We start from the raw sequence: 13,168 nt of genomic DNA on the forward strand, positions 1-13,168 counted from the left end.
GGTGCGGCCTACCCTGGCGGCATGACCGTCGATCCCCAGGCCACCGTCCGCGCGCTCCCCGGATCGCCCGCGCCCGACATCGCGCCCGACGCCCTGGTGGCGGCGGGTGCGCGCGTCGTCGGGCGGGTGACGCTCGCCGCGGGATCCAGCGTGTGGTTCAACGCCGTGCTGCGCGCCGAGGCCGCGGACATCGCGATCGGCGCGCGCTCCAACCTGCAGGACAACGTGAGCTGCCACGTCGACGCGGGCTTCCCGCTCACCGTCGGCACCGGCGTGAGCGTCGGCCACAACGCGGTGCTGCACGGCTGCACGATCGAGGACGACTGCATCGTGGGCATGTCCGCCACCGTGATGAACGGCGCGCACGTCGGCCGCGAGTCGCTCCTCGCGGGCGGCACCGTCGTGCTCGAGGGGCAGGTGATCCCGCCCCGCTCGCTCGTCGCCGGGGTGCCCGGCAAGGTGCGGCGCGAGCTCACGGACGAGGAGGTCGCGGGCCTCCGCGCCAACGCGGACCACTACGTGGAGAACGCGCGCCTGCACGCGGGCGCGATCCCGACGCCGGCCGTCCTGCTGAGCGCGGACCCCGGACGGGAGGAGGGGACGGCCTGACCGGCCGCCCCCTCGTGCACCCTGATCTCCTTGCACGCCAGTAGACACTTCGCTCGGGCTCCGGCGCGAGTGTCCGCGTGAACTAGTCGATCGGAACGGTAGTGCGGGTGAACGTGCTCGACACGCCAGCCGCTGCGAAGGCGACCGCGGCTGCGGCGATGAGGGTGGCAGCGATCACCGCGATGGCACTCCAGAGAACCACCGCCTCCCGCCGAGGGGGCCGTCGTGCAAGCCGGTTCACCGCGATCGCGACCACCACCACCTGCACAGCCAGCGACCATGCGGTCCCGAGTAGGAGCACGGACGAGACGACTGCCGCCAACAGCAGCCACCAGTGCGTTGAGCTCGTTCGCGGACGATCTGTCATGGTCGTCATGGTGCTATACGTTCCTGATCGAACCGGTCCCACGGGTCGGGTCCCCCACGACCGTGCTGACGGTGTGCAGCTTCGTGAACGACAAAGGCGCTCCCGTGAATGCGTAGCTCATGGTGTGGCGCGCGCTGCACGTCCCACGACCTTTGCTGACGTAGTCCGACGAGCTGGTGGATCCCGCCAAACCGAAACCGCTGAATGATCCGACGCACTCCAGATTGCGCTTCACGGCCCCAGCCGTCGCCTCGAACGTGTAGCTCGATGTGAAGTTGCCCACTTCGACGCCGAAGACGCGGACCGCCTGCTTGTCCACGACTTGCCGGGTCCTCACAGCCGCTGCCATCGTGGAGAAGTGCGGCGTCGTCGACGGGGTGGAGGTCGCGACCACGACAGGTCCGAACGTGAAGAGCGAGTTCGGGTCCGCGAGGTAGGAGTCCTGGACATCGTCCGGCAACTCGGCGAACTTCGCCTCGAGAGCCGATGCCGTTCCCGGTGAGACGCCGAAGTCGGAGATGAATTCGGAGAAAGTCACGACGTTGTCCGAAGCGGATGCCGCTGCCTGGGCCTGGTCAGGCAGCCCGACAGCGAAGAGGGACGCCACCGCGATTCCTGCAGCGAGAATCGAGATTCGAACAGATTCCACGAGATGCCCTTTCGTGGCACGAGATCACACGCGCAGCCGGCGCAACGTGCGTTAGCGCCGAGACTAGGGGGAAGTCCGTCTGCGAACCAGCATGTGCGTCATTCCAGATGAGCCTTGCTTCAGCCTCACACACGCGATATCTTCGGCTTATATTTCTAGACCAAAGAAATAGCCTCTCATGGCCGCCATCTCGTAGGGCCTCGTGGCCGTCGGTCACGTTCGCTCACGAAAATCCCTCCCGCCCGGAAACGAGCGAAGAGGCGCCTCCGCTCAGCTGACCCACGGAGGCGAGCGCCGTCAGCCGCGCAGCTCGGCGGCCAGGCGCGCGTCGCGCTCGGCGGCCAGCACCACGTTCACCAGCAGCATCGCCCGGGTCATCGGCCCGACGCCGCGCGGGTTCGGGGACAGGTGCCCGGCGACCTCCGCGACGGCCGGGTCGACGTCGCCCGTGAGCCGCGCCTTGCCGGTCTCGGGATCCACGACGCGCGTGATCCCGACGTCGAGCACCGCCGCGCCCGGCTTCACCCATTCCGGCTGGATGAGGTGCGCGACGCCGACGGCCGCGACCACGACGTCCGCCCGGCGGACCTCCTGCTCGAGGTCGCGCGTGCGCGAGTGCGTGAGCGTGACGGTGGCGTCGAGGCCCTTGCGCGTGAGCAGCAGGCCGAGCGGCCGGCCCACCGTGAGGCCGCGGCCGACGACGACCACGTGCTGGCCGGCGATCGGCACCTCGTAGCGCTCGAGCATCTCGACGATGCCCGCGGGCGTGCACGGCAGCGGCGAGGTGAGCTCGCCCTGCACGCCGAGCACGAGGCGACCGAGGTTGGTCGGGTGCAGGCCGTCCGCGTCCTTCGACGGGTCGATGAGCTCGAGCATCGCGTTCTCGTCGATGCCCGCGGGGAGCGGCAGCTGCACGATGTAGCCCGTGACGGCCGGATCCGAGTTGAGGCGCTCGATCGCGGTGCGCACGTCGGCCTCGGTGGCGTCGGCCGGGAGGTCGACGCGGATGGACTCGATGCCCACCTCGGCGCAGTCGCGGTGCTTGCCGGCGACGTACGAGCGGGAACCCGGGTCGTCGCCCACGAGGAGCGTGCCCAGGCCGGGGACGAGACCCTGCTCGCGGAGGGCGCGGATCCGCACGGCGAGCTCGGACTTGACGGCCGACGCGGTCGCGACGCCGTCGAGCACGACCGCGGTCACTGGGCGAGGCCCTCGTAGAGCGGGAAGCCGTCGGTGAGCGTGAGCACGCGCGCACGCAGGGCGGCGAGGTCGCTGCCCGGCTTCAGGGTCTCGGCGATGATGTCCGCCACCTCGGTGAACTCGGCCTCGCCGAAGCCGCGGGTCGCGAGCGCCGACGTGCCGATGCGGACGCCGGAGGTGACCATCGGCGGGCGCGGGTCGAACGGCACCGAGTTGCGGTTGACCGTGATGCCGACCTCGTGCAGCGCATCCTCCGCCTGCTTGCCGTCGATCTCGGAGTGGCGGAGGTCGGCGAGCACGAGGTGCACGTCGGTGCCGCCCGTGAGCACCGAGACGCCGGCCTCAGTGGAGTCGGCCGCGACGAGGCGCTCGGCGAGGATCTGCGCACCCTGGATGGTGCGGCGCTGCCGGTCGGCGAACTCCTCGGTGGCCGCGATCTTGAACGCCGTGGCCTTGGCCGCGATGACGTGCATGAGCGGCCCGCCCTGCTGGCCCGGGAACACGGCCGAGTTGAGCTTCTTGGCGAGCGCGGTGTCGCGGCTGAGGATCACGCCGGACCGGGGGCCCGCGAGGGTCTTGTGCACGGTGGAGGAGACGACGTCCGCGTACGGCACGGGCGAGGGGTGGACGCCCGCGGCGACGAGGCCCGCGAAGTGCGCCATGTCGACCCAGAGCTTGGCGCCGACCTCGTCGGCGATGGCGCGGAACGCGGCGAAGTCGAGGTGGCGGGGGTACGCCGACCAGCCAGCGATGATGACCTGCGGGCGGTGCTCGAGCGCCTTCTCGCGCACGACGTCCATGTCGATGAGGAAGGTGTCGGGATCCACGCCGTACGCGGCCGCGTCGTAGAGCTTGCCGGAGAAGTTGAGCTTCATGCCGTGCGTGAGGTGGCCGCCGTGCGCGAGCTCGAGGCCGAGGATCGTGTCGCCCGGCTGCGCGATGGCGGCGAGGACGGCGGCGTTCGCGGTGGCGCCCGAGTGCGGCTGGACGTTGGCGAACTCGGCGCCGAAGAGGCTCTTCGCGCGGTCGATGGCGAGCTGCTCGGCGACGTCGACGAACTCGCAGCCGCCGTAGTAGCGGCGGCCCGGGTAGCCCTCGGCGTACTTGTTGGTGAGCACGGATCCCTGCGACTGCAGCACGGCGCGCGGCACGAAGTTCTCGCTGGCGATCATCTCGAGGGTGCCTCGCTGGCGGCCGAGCTCCTGCTCGAGGACGGCCGCGATCTCCGGATCGACCTCGGAGAGGGGGGCGTTGAAGGACTGGTCGACGGGCATGGGACTCCTTGTGCACGGTGGACGAGCGGATGCGTCGTGGCCCAGGCGTACGGCCACCAACCGTGTGAGTCGCTCCCCGATGGTGACCCATCCGAACGCCAGTCGCGACGGGTCCGATCCTACCCGGGCGGGCGCGCGCCCGCGAGGCGCGCAGCCGCGCATGACGCACGGGCGCCTGGCCGTCGAGCGAGGTGATACAAAGTGCACGAAGGGTTCGTGGCGTCTCGCGCCCCGCCGTAGGATCAGGGGGTCGGGCGACGTTGCCCGCCGGATGCGGAGGAAGGACCGAGCATGGGGAGCGCAGCGCTCACGACCGATCCCGCGGCAGGCGGACACGACCGCGACGGCGCGCGCGCCGACGACCGGGCCGCCCGCGACGACCGCGCCCCCGCCGACGCACCCGCCGCGCCCCCGATCGACCGCGACGCGCTCGCCGCCGACCTCCGCCCGCTCGTGGGCGACGACGCCGACGACCTCGCCGACGCGCTGGCCGCGGACCTCCGCGACGTGCGCGCCCGCCGCGCCCCGGCCGCCGCATCCCCCGCCGACCTCCACCTCGACCTCCGCACGGGCGGCGTCTGCTACGTCGACCGCTACGCCGACGACCTCCGGGGCCTGGCCGCGCGGATCCCCGCCCTCCGCGACCTCGGGCTCACGCACCTGCAGATCACGCCCGTCGCCGAGCCCGCGGACGGGGACGCCGACGACGCCGCGCTCCTCGCGCCGGGCGTGCGCGTGCGCGCCGGCCTCGGATCCGCGGCCGACCTCGGCGCCCTCGTCGACGCCCTCCACGACGCGGGCCTCACGCTCGCGGTCGACCTCTCCGCCGCGGACGCCGACGCGCCCCTCGCCGACCGGATCCGCGGCGCCGCCCGCGAGGCCGTCGCCCTCGCCGCCGCGGGGGTCGACGTGGTGCGCGTGGATCCCGCCGCCGCCATCGCCGAGCGGCCCGCCCTCCTCCGCGCGATCGCCGCCCTCGGCCGCCGCGTCTCCCCCGCGCTCGCGCTGGCCGTCGCCGCCGACGCCGATCCCCGCGGATCCGCCGAACTCCTCGACGGCGACGCCGTGCGCCTCGCCGACGACCCCGCGCTCTCCGCGCTCGTCTGGGAGGCGCTCGCCACCCGGTCCGCCGCCCTCCTCTCCCGCGCCCTCGAGCGCCGCGGCGACGCGCCCGCCGGCTCGATGCGCACCGCGCGCGTCCGCAGCCACGACGCCCTCCGCTTCCCCTTCGAGGACGACGACGCGCGCGCCCTCGGCATCGACCCCGACGAGCACCGCCGCTTCCTCGCCGAGTACCACGCGGGCGGCTTCCCCGGCAGCCACGCGCGCGGCATCCGGCACCGGGACGGCGCGGTCGCCGGCACCACAGCGTCCCTCGCGGGCCTCGAGCAGGACGACCCGGGCGCGGTCGAGCGGATCCTCCTCGCCCACTCCATCGCCCTCAGCACGGGCGGCCTGCCGCTGATCGTGCTCGGCGACGAGGTCGGCCAGCTCAACGACTACGGCTACGACGACGTCCCGGCCCACGCCGACGACAGCAGGTGGGTGAACCGCCCGCTCTACCCGTTCGACCGCTACGACCAGCGCGACGACCGCACCACGAGCACGGGCGTCGTCCACGCCGGGATCCGCCGGCTCATCGCGGTCCGCCGGGCCACGCCCGCGCTCGGCGGCACGCGCGTCGTCGGCTTCGACGCGAACGACCCGCACGTGCTCGGCTACCAGCGCCCGCACGCGGACGGCACGGTCCTCGTGCTCGCGAACCTCGGCGACGAGCCCGCGACCGTGTCCGCGGAGACCCTCGGCGGCGTCGCGGAGCACGCCGTGGACCTCGTGCGCGACGAGCGCCTCCGCCTCACGAAGGGCATCGTGCTCAGCCCGCGCACGTTCGTCTGGCTCCAGGCGGCTCACGACCTCGCGTGACACACTCTCAGTCACGGGCGGGTCGGCACGGAGGAACGGCATGAGCGACGAGGGACGCGAGACGGACGAGCCCCGGGAGGGGGCGGGCGCCGCATCCGGGTTCGCCTGGCCCATGTGGGTCAACATCGGCTGGATCGCGCTCGGCGCCTGGCACGTGCTCGCGCCGGTCAACGACGCGTCCGGCTGGCTGGGCCTCTTCCAGATCGGCGTGGGCGCGTTCGGCATCCTCGCCTCGCGCCGCCGCGCCCGCCGTCTCGCCGAGGCGGAGGCCGCCGCCCTGCCGCTCGCCGAGGCCACTCGGATCCCCGCCGACGTCGATGAGGAGCGCGCCCGGCTCGACGAGGCCGCCGCGGCCCACGCGGAGATGGACGCCCGTCTTCGCGCGCTCGCGATGCAGCTCGAGCAGCCGGGCGACCCGTCCGCGGATCCCGACAAGCCGGAACCGCCGCACCAGCCCACCGGCCGGGGCCGCGGCCGGAAGGGTCGTGCCCGCGAGGTCTGGCCCGACGACGACATGCCGCCCGTCGCCCGCTGGTAGCGCGCCCGCCCCTCAGCTCGCCCGCGTCACCCCGCGCGACATGATCGCCGAGCTCAGCGCCTCGATGGACGCGCGCGGCCCGGCCGGGTTGTCCATCAGCACGTAGTCCACCTCGTCGAGCTCGGGCAGGCCGAGGCGCGAGGTCACCTTCACGAGGTCCGTCGGGATCAGCGCCTGCGGCAGCACCGCGACGCCCATGCCCGCGCGCACGGCCGCGAGCACGCCGTTCACGTCGCGCGTGCTGCACGTGATCCGCCAGGTGCGACCCTCCCGCTCGAGCGCGTCCATGGCCATCTGCCTGCTGATGCTCGGGGCGCGGTACGCGATGAGCGGCACGGTCGCGCCGGGCTCCACGAGCGTGCGCTCGAGGCCCACCCACACCATGCGGTCGCGGCCCACGAGGCGCGCGCCCGGCTGCTCGTCGACCGTGGTCTTGGTGAGGATCAGGTCGAGCTGGCCCGCCAGCAGCCGCCGGTGCAGCGGCCCGCTCTGCGTCACCGTGAGCTCCAGCTCGATCTGCGGGTGCAGCTGCCGGAAGTGGCGGAGGATCCGCGGGAGCTGCGTGATCGCGAGGTCGTCCGCGGTGCCGAACCGCAGGCGGCCGCTCACCTCGGATCCGCCGAAGTAGCTCTCCGCCGCCCGGTGCGCCGCGAGGATCGTGCGCGCGAAGCCGGCCATGGCGTCGCCCGCGTCGGTGAGGCGCATCGCCCGGGTGTCGCGCGCGATGAGCGTGCGGTCGACCGCGCGCTCGAGCCGGCGCACCTGCTGGCTCACGGTCGGCTGGCTGATCCCGAGCCGCGCGGCCGCCTGCGTGAAGCTGCGGGTGTCGGCGACGGCGAGGAAGGTCGCGAGCAGGGTCGGGTCGAGCACGGGGCCTCCCGGCCATTCGAGGATGTGATGCCACTCATCATGTCGAGACGGGATCCGAATGGGAAGCCCGCGGGTAGCGTCGGACGCGGCTCGACGCCGAGCCGCATCCATGCAGAACCGACGCCACCCATACGCAACCGCCACCGCAGGAACACCGTGACCCCGCCGAACGCCTTCCCCCCGACCGCCCCGCTCCCGATCCAGACCCAGCGCCCGCCGTGGCGCCACACGCTCATCGCCCTGAGCGTGCCGAACTTCCGTCGGTTCACGGCCTCCAACGTCATCGCCATGACCTCGGGCTGGATGCAGCGCATCGCCCAGGACTGGCTCGTGCTCGAGCTCACCGGCAGCGTCACGGCGGTCGGCATCACGGTCGCGATGCAGTTCGCGCCCATGCTGCTCTTCGGCCTGCTCGGCGGCGTCATCGTCGACCGGTGCTCGAAGCGCATGCTCATGATGATCACGCAGGGCACCTACGCGCTCCTCAGCGCGCTGCTCGCCGTGCTCACGCTCTCGGGCCAGGTCGAGGCGTGGCACATCTTCGCGATCGCCTTCGCGACCGGGCTCGTGACGGTGATCGACAACCCGGCGCGCCAGGTGTTCGTCACCGAGATCGTGGGGCAGGAGCACCTGAGGAACGCCATCAGCGTCAACTCGTCGGTGTTCCAGCTCGGCGGCATGGTGGGCCCCGCGCTCAGCGGGATCCTGCTGCTCGCGGTCGGCGCCGGCTGGTCGTTCGCGATCAACGCGCTCGCGTGCGTCGTCGTGGTGCTCACGCTGTGGAGCCTGAAGACGCGCGACCTGATCCGCATCCCACCCGCTCCGCGCCGCCGCGGCCAGCTCGCGGAGGGCCTCCGGTACGCGCGCTCCAAGCCGACCATCCTGTGGCCCGTCGTGCTCGTGGCGGTGTTCAGCGTCTTCGGCCTGACGATGCCCGTGCTCCTCGCCGCGTTCGCGAGCCAGGTCTACGCCGTGGGCGCGGGCGGCTACGGCTTCTTCAACTCGATGGTCGCGATCGGCGCGCTCACGGGCGCGCTGCTCTCGACCCGCCGTGCGACCGTCCGACTGCGGACCATCGTGGTCGGCGTCGGGATCACCGGCCTGCTGCAGGCGGCCGCGGGGCTCATGCCGGGCATCGCGCCGTTCGCGGTGCTGCTCGTGACCGTCGGCATGGCGTCGCTGCTGTTCCAGACCGCGGCGAACTCGCTCGTGCAGCTGTCCAGCAACGTGGCCATCCGCGGCCGCGTGACGAGCGTCTACGTGCTCGTGCTGCTCGGCGGCCAGGCCGTCGGCGGGCCGCTCATGGGCGGGATCGTCGAGGCGTGGGGCGTGCACGTCGGCATGGTCGTCTCGGGCGGAGTGCCCGCGCTGGCGGCCGCGGTCGTCGCCGTGGTGCTCGCGCGGCGCGGCCAGCTGACCCTCGAGGTCGTGGTGCGCCGGCACGTGCCGCGGGTGCGGATCACGCCCCGGGCGCCGGGTGCCGGCCGCCCCCGCGTCGCCGGAGCGGACGAGGCGACGGCCGGCGGCGGGCTCAGCCGCGCACGTCGATCGCGCGGTGGCGCTGCTGCACGCCGGCCGGGCCGTACGGGTAGTCGGAGACCACGGGCGCGCTCACCGCGCTGAGCGACGCGATCTCGTCGGCCGTGAGTTCGAGGTCGGCCGAGGCCATGTTGTCCTCGAGCTGCTCCACGGTGCGGGCGCCGAGGATCACGCTGGTCACCGCCGGCTGCGCCTCGAGCCACGCGAGCGAGACGCGGGCGGAGCTGGATCCGTGCGCGTCGGCGACGCGGCGCACCTCGTCGAGGATCGCCCACGTGCGCTCCTGGCCGTTCCGGGGCGTGAACGCCTCCATCCCGCGCTCCGGGTCCTCGCCGAGGCGGGTGGCGCCCGTGGGCGTCTCGTCGCGCCGGTACTTGCCGGTGAGCCAACCGCCCGCGAGCGGCGACCACGGCAGCAGCCCGATTCCGGCGTCCAGCGACGCGGGCACGATCTCCGACTCGATTTCGCGCACGAGCAGCGAGTACTGCGGCTGCAGCGTCACGGGCGGCGTGCACCCGAGGGCCTTCGCGAGCCCGACCGCCTTCGTCAGCTGCCAGCCGAGGTAGTTCGAGAAGCCGTAGTACGAGATCTTGCCGGCGCGCACGGCATCGTCGAGGAAGCGCAGGGTCTCCTCGAGCGGCGTCACGGCGTCCCACGCGTGCATCTGGTACAGGTCGATCGTGTCGACGCCGAGGCGGCGCAGCGAGTCGTCGAGCGCGCGGGCGAGGTGGCGGCGCGAGGTGCCGACGTCGTTGTTCCCCTCCCCCATCGGGAAGCGGCCCTTCGTGGCGACGACGAGCTGGTCGGCCTCGGTCGGGTGCGCCGCGAGCCAGCGGCCGACGATCTCCTCCGAGACGCCCGACGTGTAGACGTCGGCCGTGTCGATGAACGTGCCGCCGCCCGCGACGTAGGCCTCGAGGATGCGTCCCGAGGTCTCCTCGTCCGCCTCCGCGCCGAAGGTCATGGTGCCGAGCGCGTAGGTCGAGACGACCGCGCCGCTGTTCCCGAGATTGCGGTAGTGCATGTGGTTCCTCCATCGGATCCGCCGCGGGCGTCCCTGCCCACGGTCCGCTCCAGCTTGCACCGCTCGGGCGGCCGGGGACCGGGCGGGGCTGCTCGGTACCATGGGCGCATGTCCGTCGACGAGCTCTCCAGCGCCGCGCAGGACTACCTCAAGCTCATCTGGACCGCCACCGAGTGGACCGACCAGCCCATGACCGTCAGCCGCCTGGCCGAGCGGCTCGGGATCCGGCCCGCCACCGCCTCCGACGGGATCCGCCGCCTCACCGCGCAGGGCCTCGTGGAGCACCGGCCGTACGGCAGCATCGAGCTCACGGACGACGGGCGGCGTCACGCGATCCAGATGGTGCGCCGCCACCGCCTGCTCGAGACGTTCCTCGTGGAGGTGCTCGGCTACGGCTGGGACGAGGTGCACGACGAGGCCGAGGTGCTCGAGCACGCGGTCTCCGACGACTTCGTGGCGCGCATCGACGCGCACCTCGGGCACCCGTCCCGGGATCCGCACGGCGACCCCATCCCCTCGGCCAACGGCGAGCCGCACCTGCCGGACGCGACGCAGCTCGCGGACGCCGTCGCCGACCGGCCCATGCGCGTGCGGCGCATCTCCGACGAGGACCCGCGCCTGCTGCGCGAGCTCGCCGAGCACGGCATCGGGCTCGACGCGACGCTCGTGCGCGCGGCCGCGGCGGGCGACGCGTCCGGCGGGGGCGCCGCCGCCGTGGTCGTGACGGTCGACGGATCCGCGCGCCGCCCGCTCACGGCCGCCGCGGCGTCCGCGGTCTGGGTCTCCGACGCCGGCTGAGCGCGCGCGTCCCGGCCGGCGCCCGGCTCAGCCCGTGACGGTCAGCACCACGAGCGCGACGTTGAGCACCACCACGAGCGACACCGCGACCCACGCCGCGACGCGCGTGAGCGGCCGGTCGACGTGGGCCCCCATCACGCGACGGTCTCCCGTGAGCCGGATGAGCGGGACGAGCGCGAACGGGATCCCGAGGCTCAGCACCACCTGGCTGACCACGAGCGCGGTCGTCGGGTCGACGCCGACCGCGAGGATCGCGAGCGCGGGGATGAGCGTCACCACGCGCCGCGCGAGCAGCGGCACCTTCACGTGCAGCAGCCCACCCATGATGGCCGCACCGGCGTAGGCGCCCACGGACGTCGACGCGAGCCCCGACGCGAGCAGCCCGACCGCGAACACCACGCCGACGACCGGCCCGAGCGACGCCGTGATGGCCGCGTGCGCGCCCTCGATCGAGTCGGTGCCGGGCACGCCGCCGAGGCTCGCGGCCGCGATGAGGAGCATGGAGATGTTGACGGCGCCGGCCACGGCGAGCGCGGTGATCACGTCCCAGCGCGTCGCGCGGAGGAGCCGCCGGAGCACGCCGTCCTCGGTCTGGACGCCGTGCCGGTCGCGGCTGAGCGACGAGTGCAGGTAGACCGCGTGCGGCATGACGGTCGCGCCGAGCATGCTCGCGGCGAGCAGCACGCTGTCCGGCCCGTCGAAGCGCGGCACGAGGCCGCCCGCGATGCCGGACGCCGAGAGCGGGCTCACGACGAGGCCCATCAGGAAGCCGACGGTGATCACGAGGAGGAGCGCGCCGATCACCAGCTCGAACGGCCGCTGCCCGTGGCGCGACTGCACGGCGAGGAGGCCGATGGAGACGAGGCCGACGATCACGCCGCCCGCGACGAGCGGGATCCCGAACAGCAGGTGCAGCGCGATCGCCCCGCCGATGACCTCCGCGAGGTCGGTGGCCGCGGCGATGAGCTCGGCCTGCACCCAGAACGCGCGGCGCCGCGTGGTCGGGAGCCGCTGACCGAGGAGCTCCGGCAGGCTGCGGCCCGTGACGAGCCCGAGCTTCGCCGACTGGTACTGCACGAGCACGGCGATGAGGTTGGCGGCGACGAGCACCCACACCAGCAGGTAGCCGTAGCGCGCTCCCGCGGTGAGGTTGGCGGCGACGTTGCCGGGATCCACGTACGCGATGGCCGCGACGAACGCCGGGCCGAGCAGGAGCACGAGCCGCGGGCCCGAGACGGGCCGACGCGCGCGCGGGCGCTCGGGGGCGGTGCGGGTCATGGCGGCCTCTCCGTCGAAGTGTTAGCCGAGGCTAACATCCGTTCGCGCACACGCGGAAGGGCCCGTCCGGATGCGGACGGGCCCTTCGGTCTCCGGCGAGCGCGGCGGGCGGCCGCGCGCGGATCGGCTCGGATCGACGGAGCGCGGCTCAGCTCGCGGCGCGCCCCGGCGCGAGGAACGCGGAGTCGTCCTCCGCCTCGCCGCGCACGATGCGCACCCACTGCGCGAGCAGCGCGGCGCCCGCCTCGTCGTGGATGAGGTCACCGGCCGTCAGCACGGGATACGGCGTCGCGGGGATCCCGTCGGCCGGCCGCACGTCGACGTGCGCGACCTCGTGGCCGTTCTCGTGCAGCCACGTCGCCATGGCGTAGTCGGTGCGCGAGTCGCCGACCGTGCGCCAGCGCAGCGGGAGCGGCCCGCTGTCGGCGAGGAGCTCCAGGGCGCGCGCGGCGCCCAGGTCCTTGCCGAGGCGGATCGACTCGACGTCGGTCGAGATGATCGTGGGATCCACGCGCACCTGCACGCGCCCCTCCGCGTCGGGCACCTCCACGCCCTCGAGCACCGAGCCGAGGCCGTGCGCGGTGAGCATCTCGACCGCGCGCGCGTCGAGGTCGGGCTGCACCCGGAGGTAGTCGGCGGAGGACACGCTCGTGAGCTGCTCGAGCGAGACCATCGCGTGCTTGGTGGTGTCGAAGAACATCCAGTCGGCGAAGCGCTCGGCGACGAGCCGCTCCATGTCGCGCATGTACGCCTCCGGCAGCGCGAGCGACCGGTCGACGTGCACCTCCCCCGCACCGTCGGGCGTGATGGAGAACCAGGAGGCGCCCTTCTCGCACACGGCGTGCACGCGCGCGCCCGCCGGGAGCCCCGCGTCGAGCAGAGGGCCGACGACCTGGTCCCGGATGAAGGCGTCCGAGCGCCCGGTGTTGAAGACGACGGGGACCCCGGCGGCCGCGAGCTCCACGAGGTCGGCGGCGATGCTCGGGATGGCGAGGGTGCGGGTGATCGGGCTGGCGATGGGGCCGTCGACGTCGAGGAGGAGGCCGAGGGGCGCGGGGGTCGTGGTCACGGCTCCCATCCTCCCGTAGGCCGGAGGGCC

13 protein-coding genes and 1 riboswitch are annotated in these 13,168 nt (G+C 73.5%); of the genes, 5 read left to right on the top strand and 8 right to left on the bottom strand.

Annotation, left to right across the window (positions count from 1 at the left end):
• The first annotated feature begins 21 nt into the window (after nt 1-21).
• Nucleotides 22-609 carry a gamma carbonic anhydrase family protein gene (locus tag CMN_RS12230; protein ID WP_015491116.1) on the top strand — a complete coding sequence of 196 codons (588 nt, stop codon included), beginning with the start codon at nt 22-24 and terminating at the stop codon, nt 607-609.
• Nucleotides 610-691: 82 nt separating this feature from the next.
• Here CMN_RS12230 and CMN_RS12235 read toward each other — a convergent pair whose 3' ends face one another.
• The 4 genes from CMN_RS12235 to glyA form a co-directional block, all read right to left on the bottom strand.
• The gene (locus CMN_RS12235) at nt 692-976 is read right to left on the bottom strand and encodes a hypothetical protein (RefSeq protein ID WP_155119033.1); all 285 of its coding nucleotides are present in this window, start codon (nt 974-976) and stop codon (nt 692-694) included.
• A 13-nt stretch (nt 977-989) separates the two neighbouring features.
• Nucleotides 990-1,583: a hypothetical protein gene (locus CMN_RS12240; RefSeq protein ID WP_041465304.1), complete on the bottom strand. Its 594-nt coding sequence runs from the start codon at nt 1,581-1,583 to the stop codon at nt 990-992.
• Between the two features lie 339 nt (nt 1,584-1,922).
• A complete protein-coding gene (locus CMN_RS12245) occupies nt 1,923-2,825 on the bottom strand; it encodes a bifunctional methylenetetrahydrofolate dehydrogenase/methenyltetrahydrofolate cyclohydrolase (RefSeq protein WP_015491119.1) in 903 nt (300 codons plus the stop codon).
• Nucleotides 2,822-4,099, bottom strand: coding sequence for a serine hydroxymethyltransferase (gene glyA / locus CMN_RS12250; RefSeq protein ID WP_015491120.1), 1,278 nt, complete (start codon nt 4,097-4,099; stop codon nt 2,822-2,824). Before glyA ends, CMN_RS12245 begins: the two co-directional genes overlap by 4 nt.
• A gap of 32 nt (nt 4,100-4,131) precedes the next feature.
• Nucleotides 4,132-4,215, bottom strand: a riboswitch (ZMP/ZTP riboswitch).
• A gap of 175 nt (nt 4,216-4,390) precedes the next feature.
• Here glyA and CMN_RS12255 point away from each other — a divergent pair.
• Complete coding sequence (locus CMN_RS12255; protein WP_015491121.1) at nt 4,391-6,022, top strand: alpha-amylase family glycosyl hydrolase; 1,632 nt, start codon at nt 4,391-4,393, stop codon at nt 6,020-6,022.
• A 40-nt stretch (nt 6,023-6,062) separates the two neighbouring features.
• Nucleotides 6,063-6,560, top strand: coding sequence for a hypothetical protein (locus CMN_RS12260; RefSeq protein ID WP_015491122.1), 498 nt, complete (start codon nt 6,063-6,065; stop codon nt 6,558-6,560).
• A 12-nt stretch (nt 6,561-6,572) separates the two neighbouring features.
• Here the strand turns inward: CMN_RS12260 and CMN_RS12265 are convergent, their stop codons facing one another.
• Complete coding sequence (locus CMN_RS12265) at nt 6,573-7,430, bottom strand: LysR substrate-binding domain-containing protein (RefSeq protein ID WP_041465305.1); 858 nt, start codon at nt 7,428-7,430, stop codon at nt 6,573-6,575.
• Nucleotides 7,431-7,586: 156 nt separating this feature from the next.
• Here CMN_RS12265 and CMN_RS12270 point away from each other — a divergent pair, with 156 nt between their 5' ends.
• Complete coding sequence (locus tag CMN_RS12270; protein WP_015491123.1) at nt 7,587-9,053, top strand: MFS transporter; 1,467 nt, start codon at nt 7,587-7,589, stop codon at nt 9,051-9,053.
• Here the strand turns inward: CMN_RS12270 and CMN_RS14865 are convergent.
• The gene (locus CMN_RS14865) at nt 8,962-9,993 is read right to left on the bottom strand and encodes an aldo/keto reductase (RefSeq protein ID WP_015491124.1); all 1,032 of its coding nucleotides are present in this window, start codon (nt 9,991-9,993) and stop codon (nt 8,962-8,964) included. The two genes, CMN_RS12270 and CMN_RS14865, sit on opposite strands and share 92 nt — an antisense overlap.
• 108 nt (nt 9,994-10,101) lie before the next feature.
• On the opposite strand from CMN_RS14865, the gene CMN_RS12285 reads away from it, so the two are divergent.
• A complete protein-coding gene (locus tag CMN_RS12285; RefSeq protein ID WP_015491125.1) occupies nt 10,102-10,791 on the top strand; it encodes a metal-dependent transcriptional regulator in 690 nt (229 codons plus the stop codon).
• 27 nt (nt 10,792-10,818) lie between these two features.
• On the opposite strand, the gene CMN_RS12290 is transcribed toward CMN_RS12285, so the two are convergent.
• Nucleotides 10,819-12,069 (bottom strand): Nramp family divalent metal transporter, encoded by a 1,251-nt coding sequence (locus CMN_RS12290; RefSeq protein WP_015491126.1) that lies wholly within the window; start codon nt 12,067-12,069, stop codon nt 10,819-10,821.
• A 148-nt stretch (nt 12,070-12,217) separates the two neighbouring features.
• Complete coding sequence (locus tag CMN_RS12295) at nt 12,218-13,147, bottom strand: Cof-type HAD-IIB family hydrolase (protein WP_041465308.1); 930 nt, start codon at nt 13,145-13,147, stop codon at nt 12,218-12,220.
• Between the last annotated feature and the right edge of the window lie 21 nt (nt 13,148-13,168).

The organism is Clavibacter nebraskensis NCPPB 2581 (assembly GCF_000355695.1).
GTDB lineage: Bacteria > Actinomycetota > Actinomycetes > Actinomycetales > Microbacteriaceae > Clavibacter > Clavibacter nebraskensis.

What these genes read in the sequence shown, in the direction of transcription:
- CMN_RS12230 (WP_015491116.1), top strand. Translation starts at nt 22, where the DNA reads ATGACCGTCGATCCCCAGGCCACCGTCCGCGCGCTCCCCGGATCGCCC.
- CMN_RS12235 (WP_155119033.1), bottom strand. Translation starts at nt 976, where the DNA reads ATGACAGATCGTCCGCGAACGAGCTCAACGCACTGGTGGCTGCTGTTG.
- glyA (WP_015491120.1), bottom strand. Translation starts at nt 4,099, where the DNA reads ATGCCCGTCGACCAGTCCTTCAACGCCCCCCTCTCCGAGGTCGATCCG.
- CMN_RS12255 (WP_015491121.1), top strand. Translation starts at nt 4,391, where the DNA reads ATGGGGAGCGCAGCGCTCACGACCGATCCCGCGGCAGGCGGACACGAC.
- CMN_RS12260 (WP_015491122.1), top strand. Translation starts at nt 6,063, where the DNA reads ATGAGCGACGAGGGACGCGAGACGGACGAGCCCCGGGAGGGGGCGGGC.
- CMN_RS14865 (WP_015491124.1), bottom strand. Translation starts at nt 9,993, where the DNA reads ATGCACTACCGCAATCTCGGGAACAGCGGCGCGGTCGTCTCGACCTAC.
- CMN_RS12285 (WP_015491125.1), top strand. Translation starts at nt 10,102, where the DNA reads ATGTCCGTCGACGAGCTCTCCAGCGCCGCGCAGGACTACCTCAAGCTC.
- CMN_RS12290 (WP_015491126.1), bottom strand. Translation starts at nt 12,069, where the DNA reads ATGACCCGCACCGCCCCCGAGCGCCCGCGCGCGCGTCGGCCCGTCTCG.
- CMN_RS12295 (WP_041465308.1), bottom strand. Translation starts at nt 13,147, where the DNA reads ATGGGAGCCGTGACCACGACCCCCGCGCCCCTCGGCCTCCTCCTCGAC.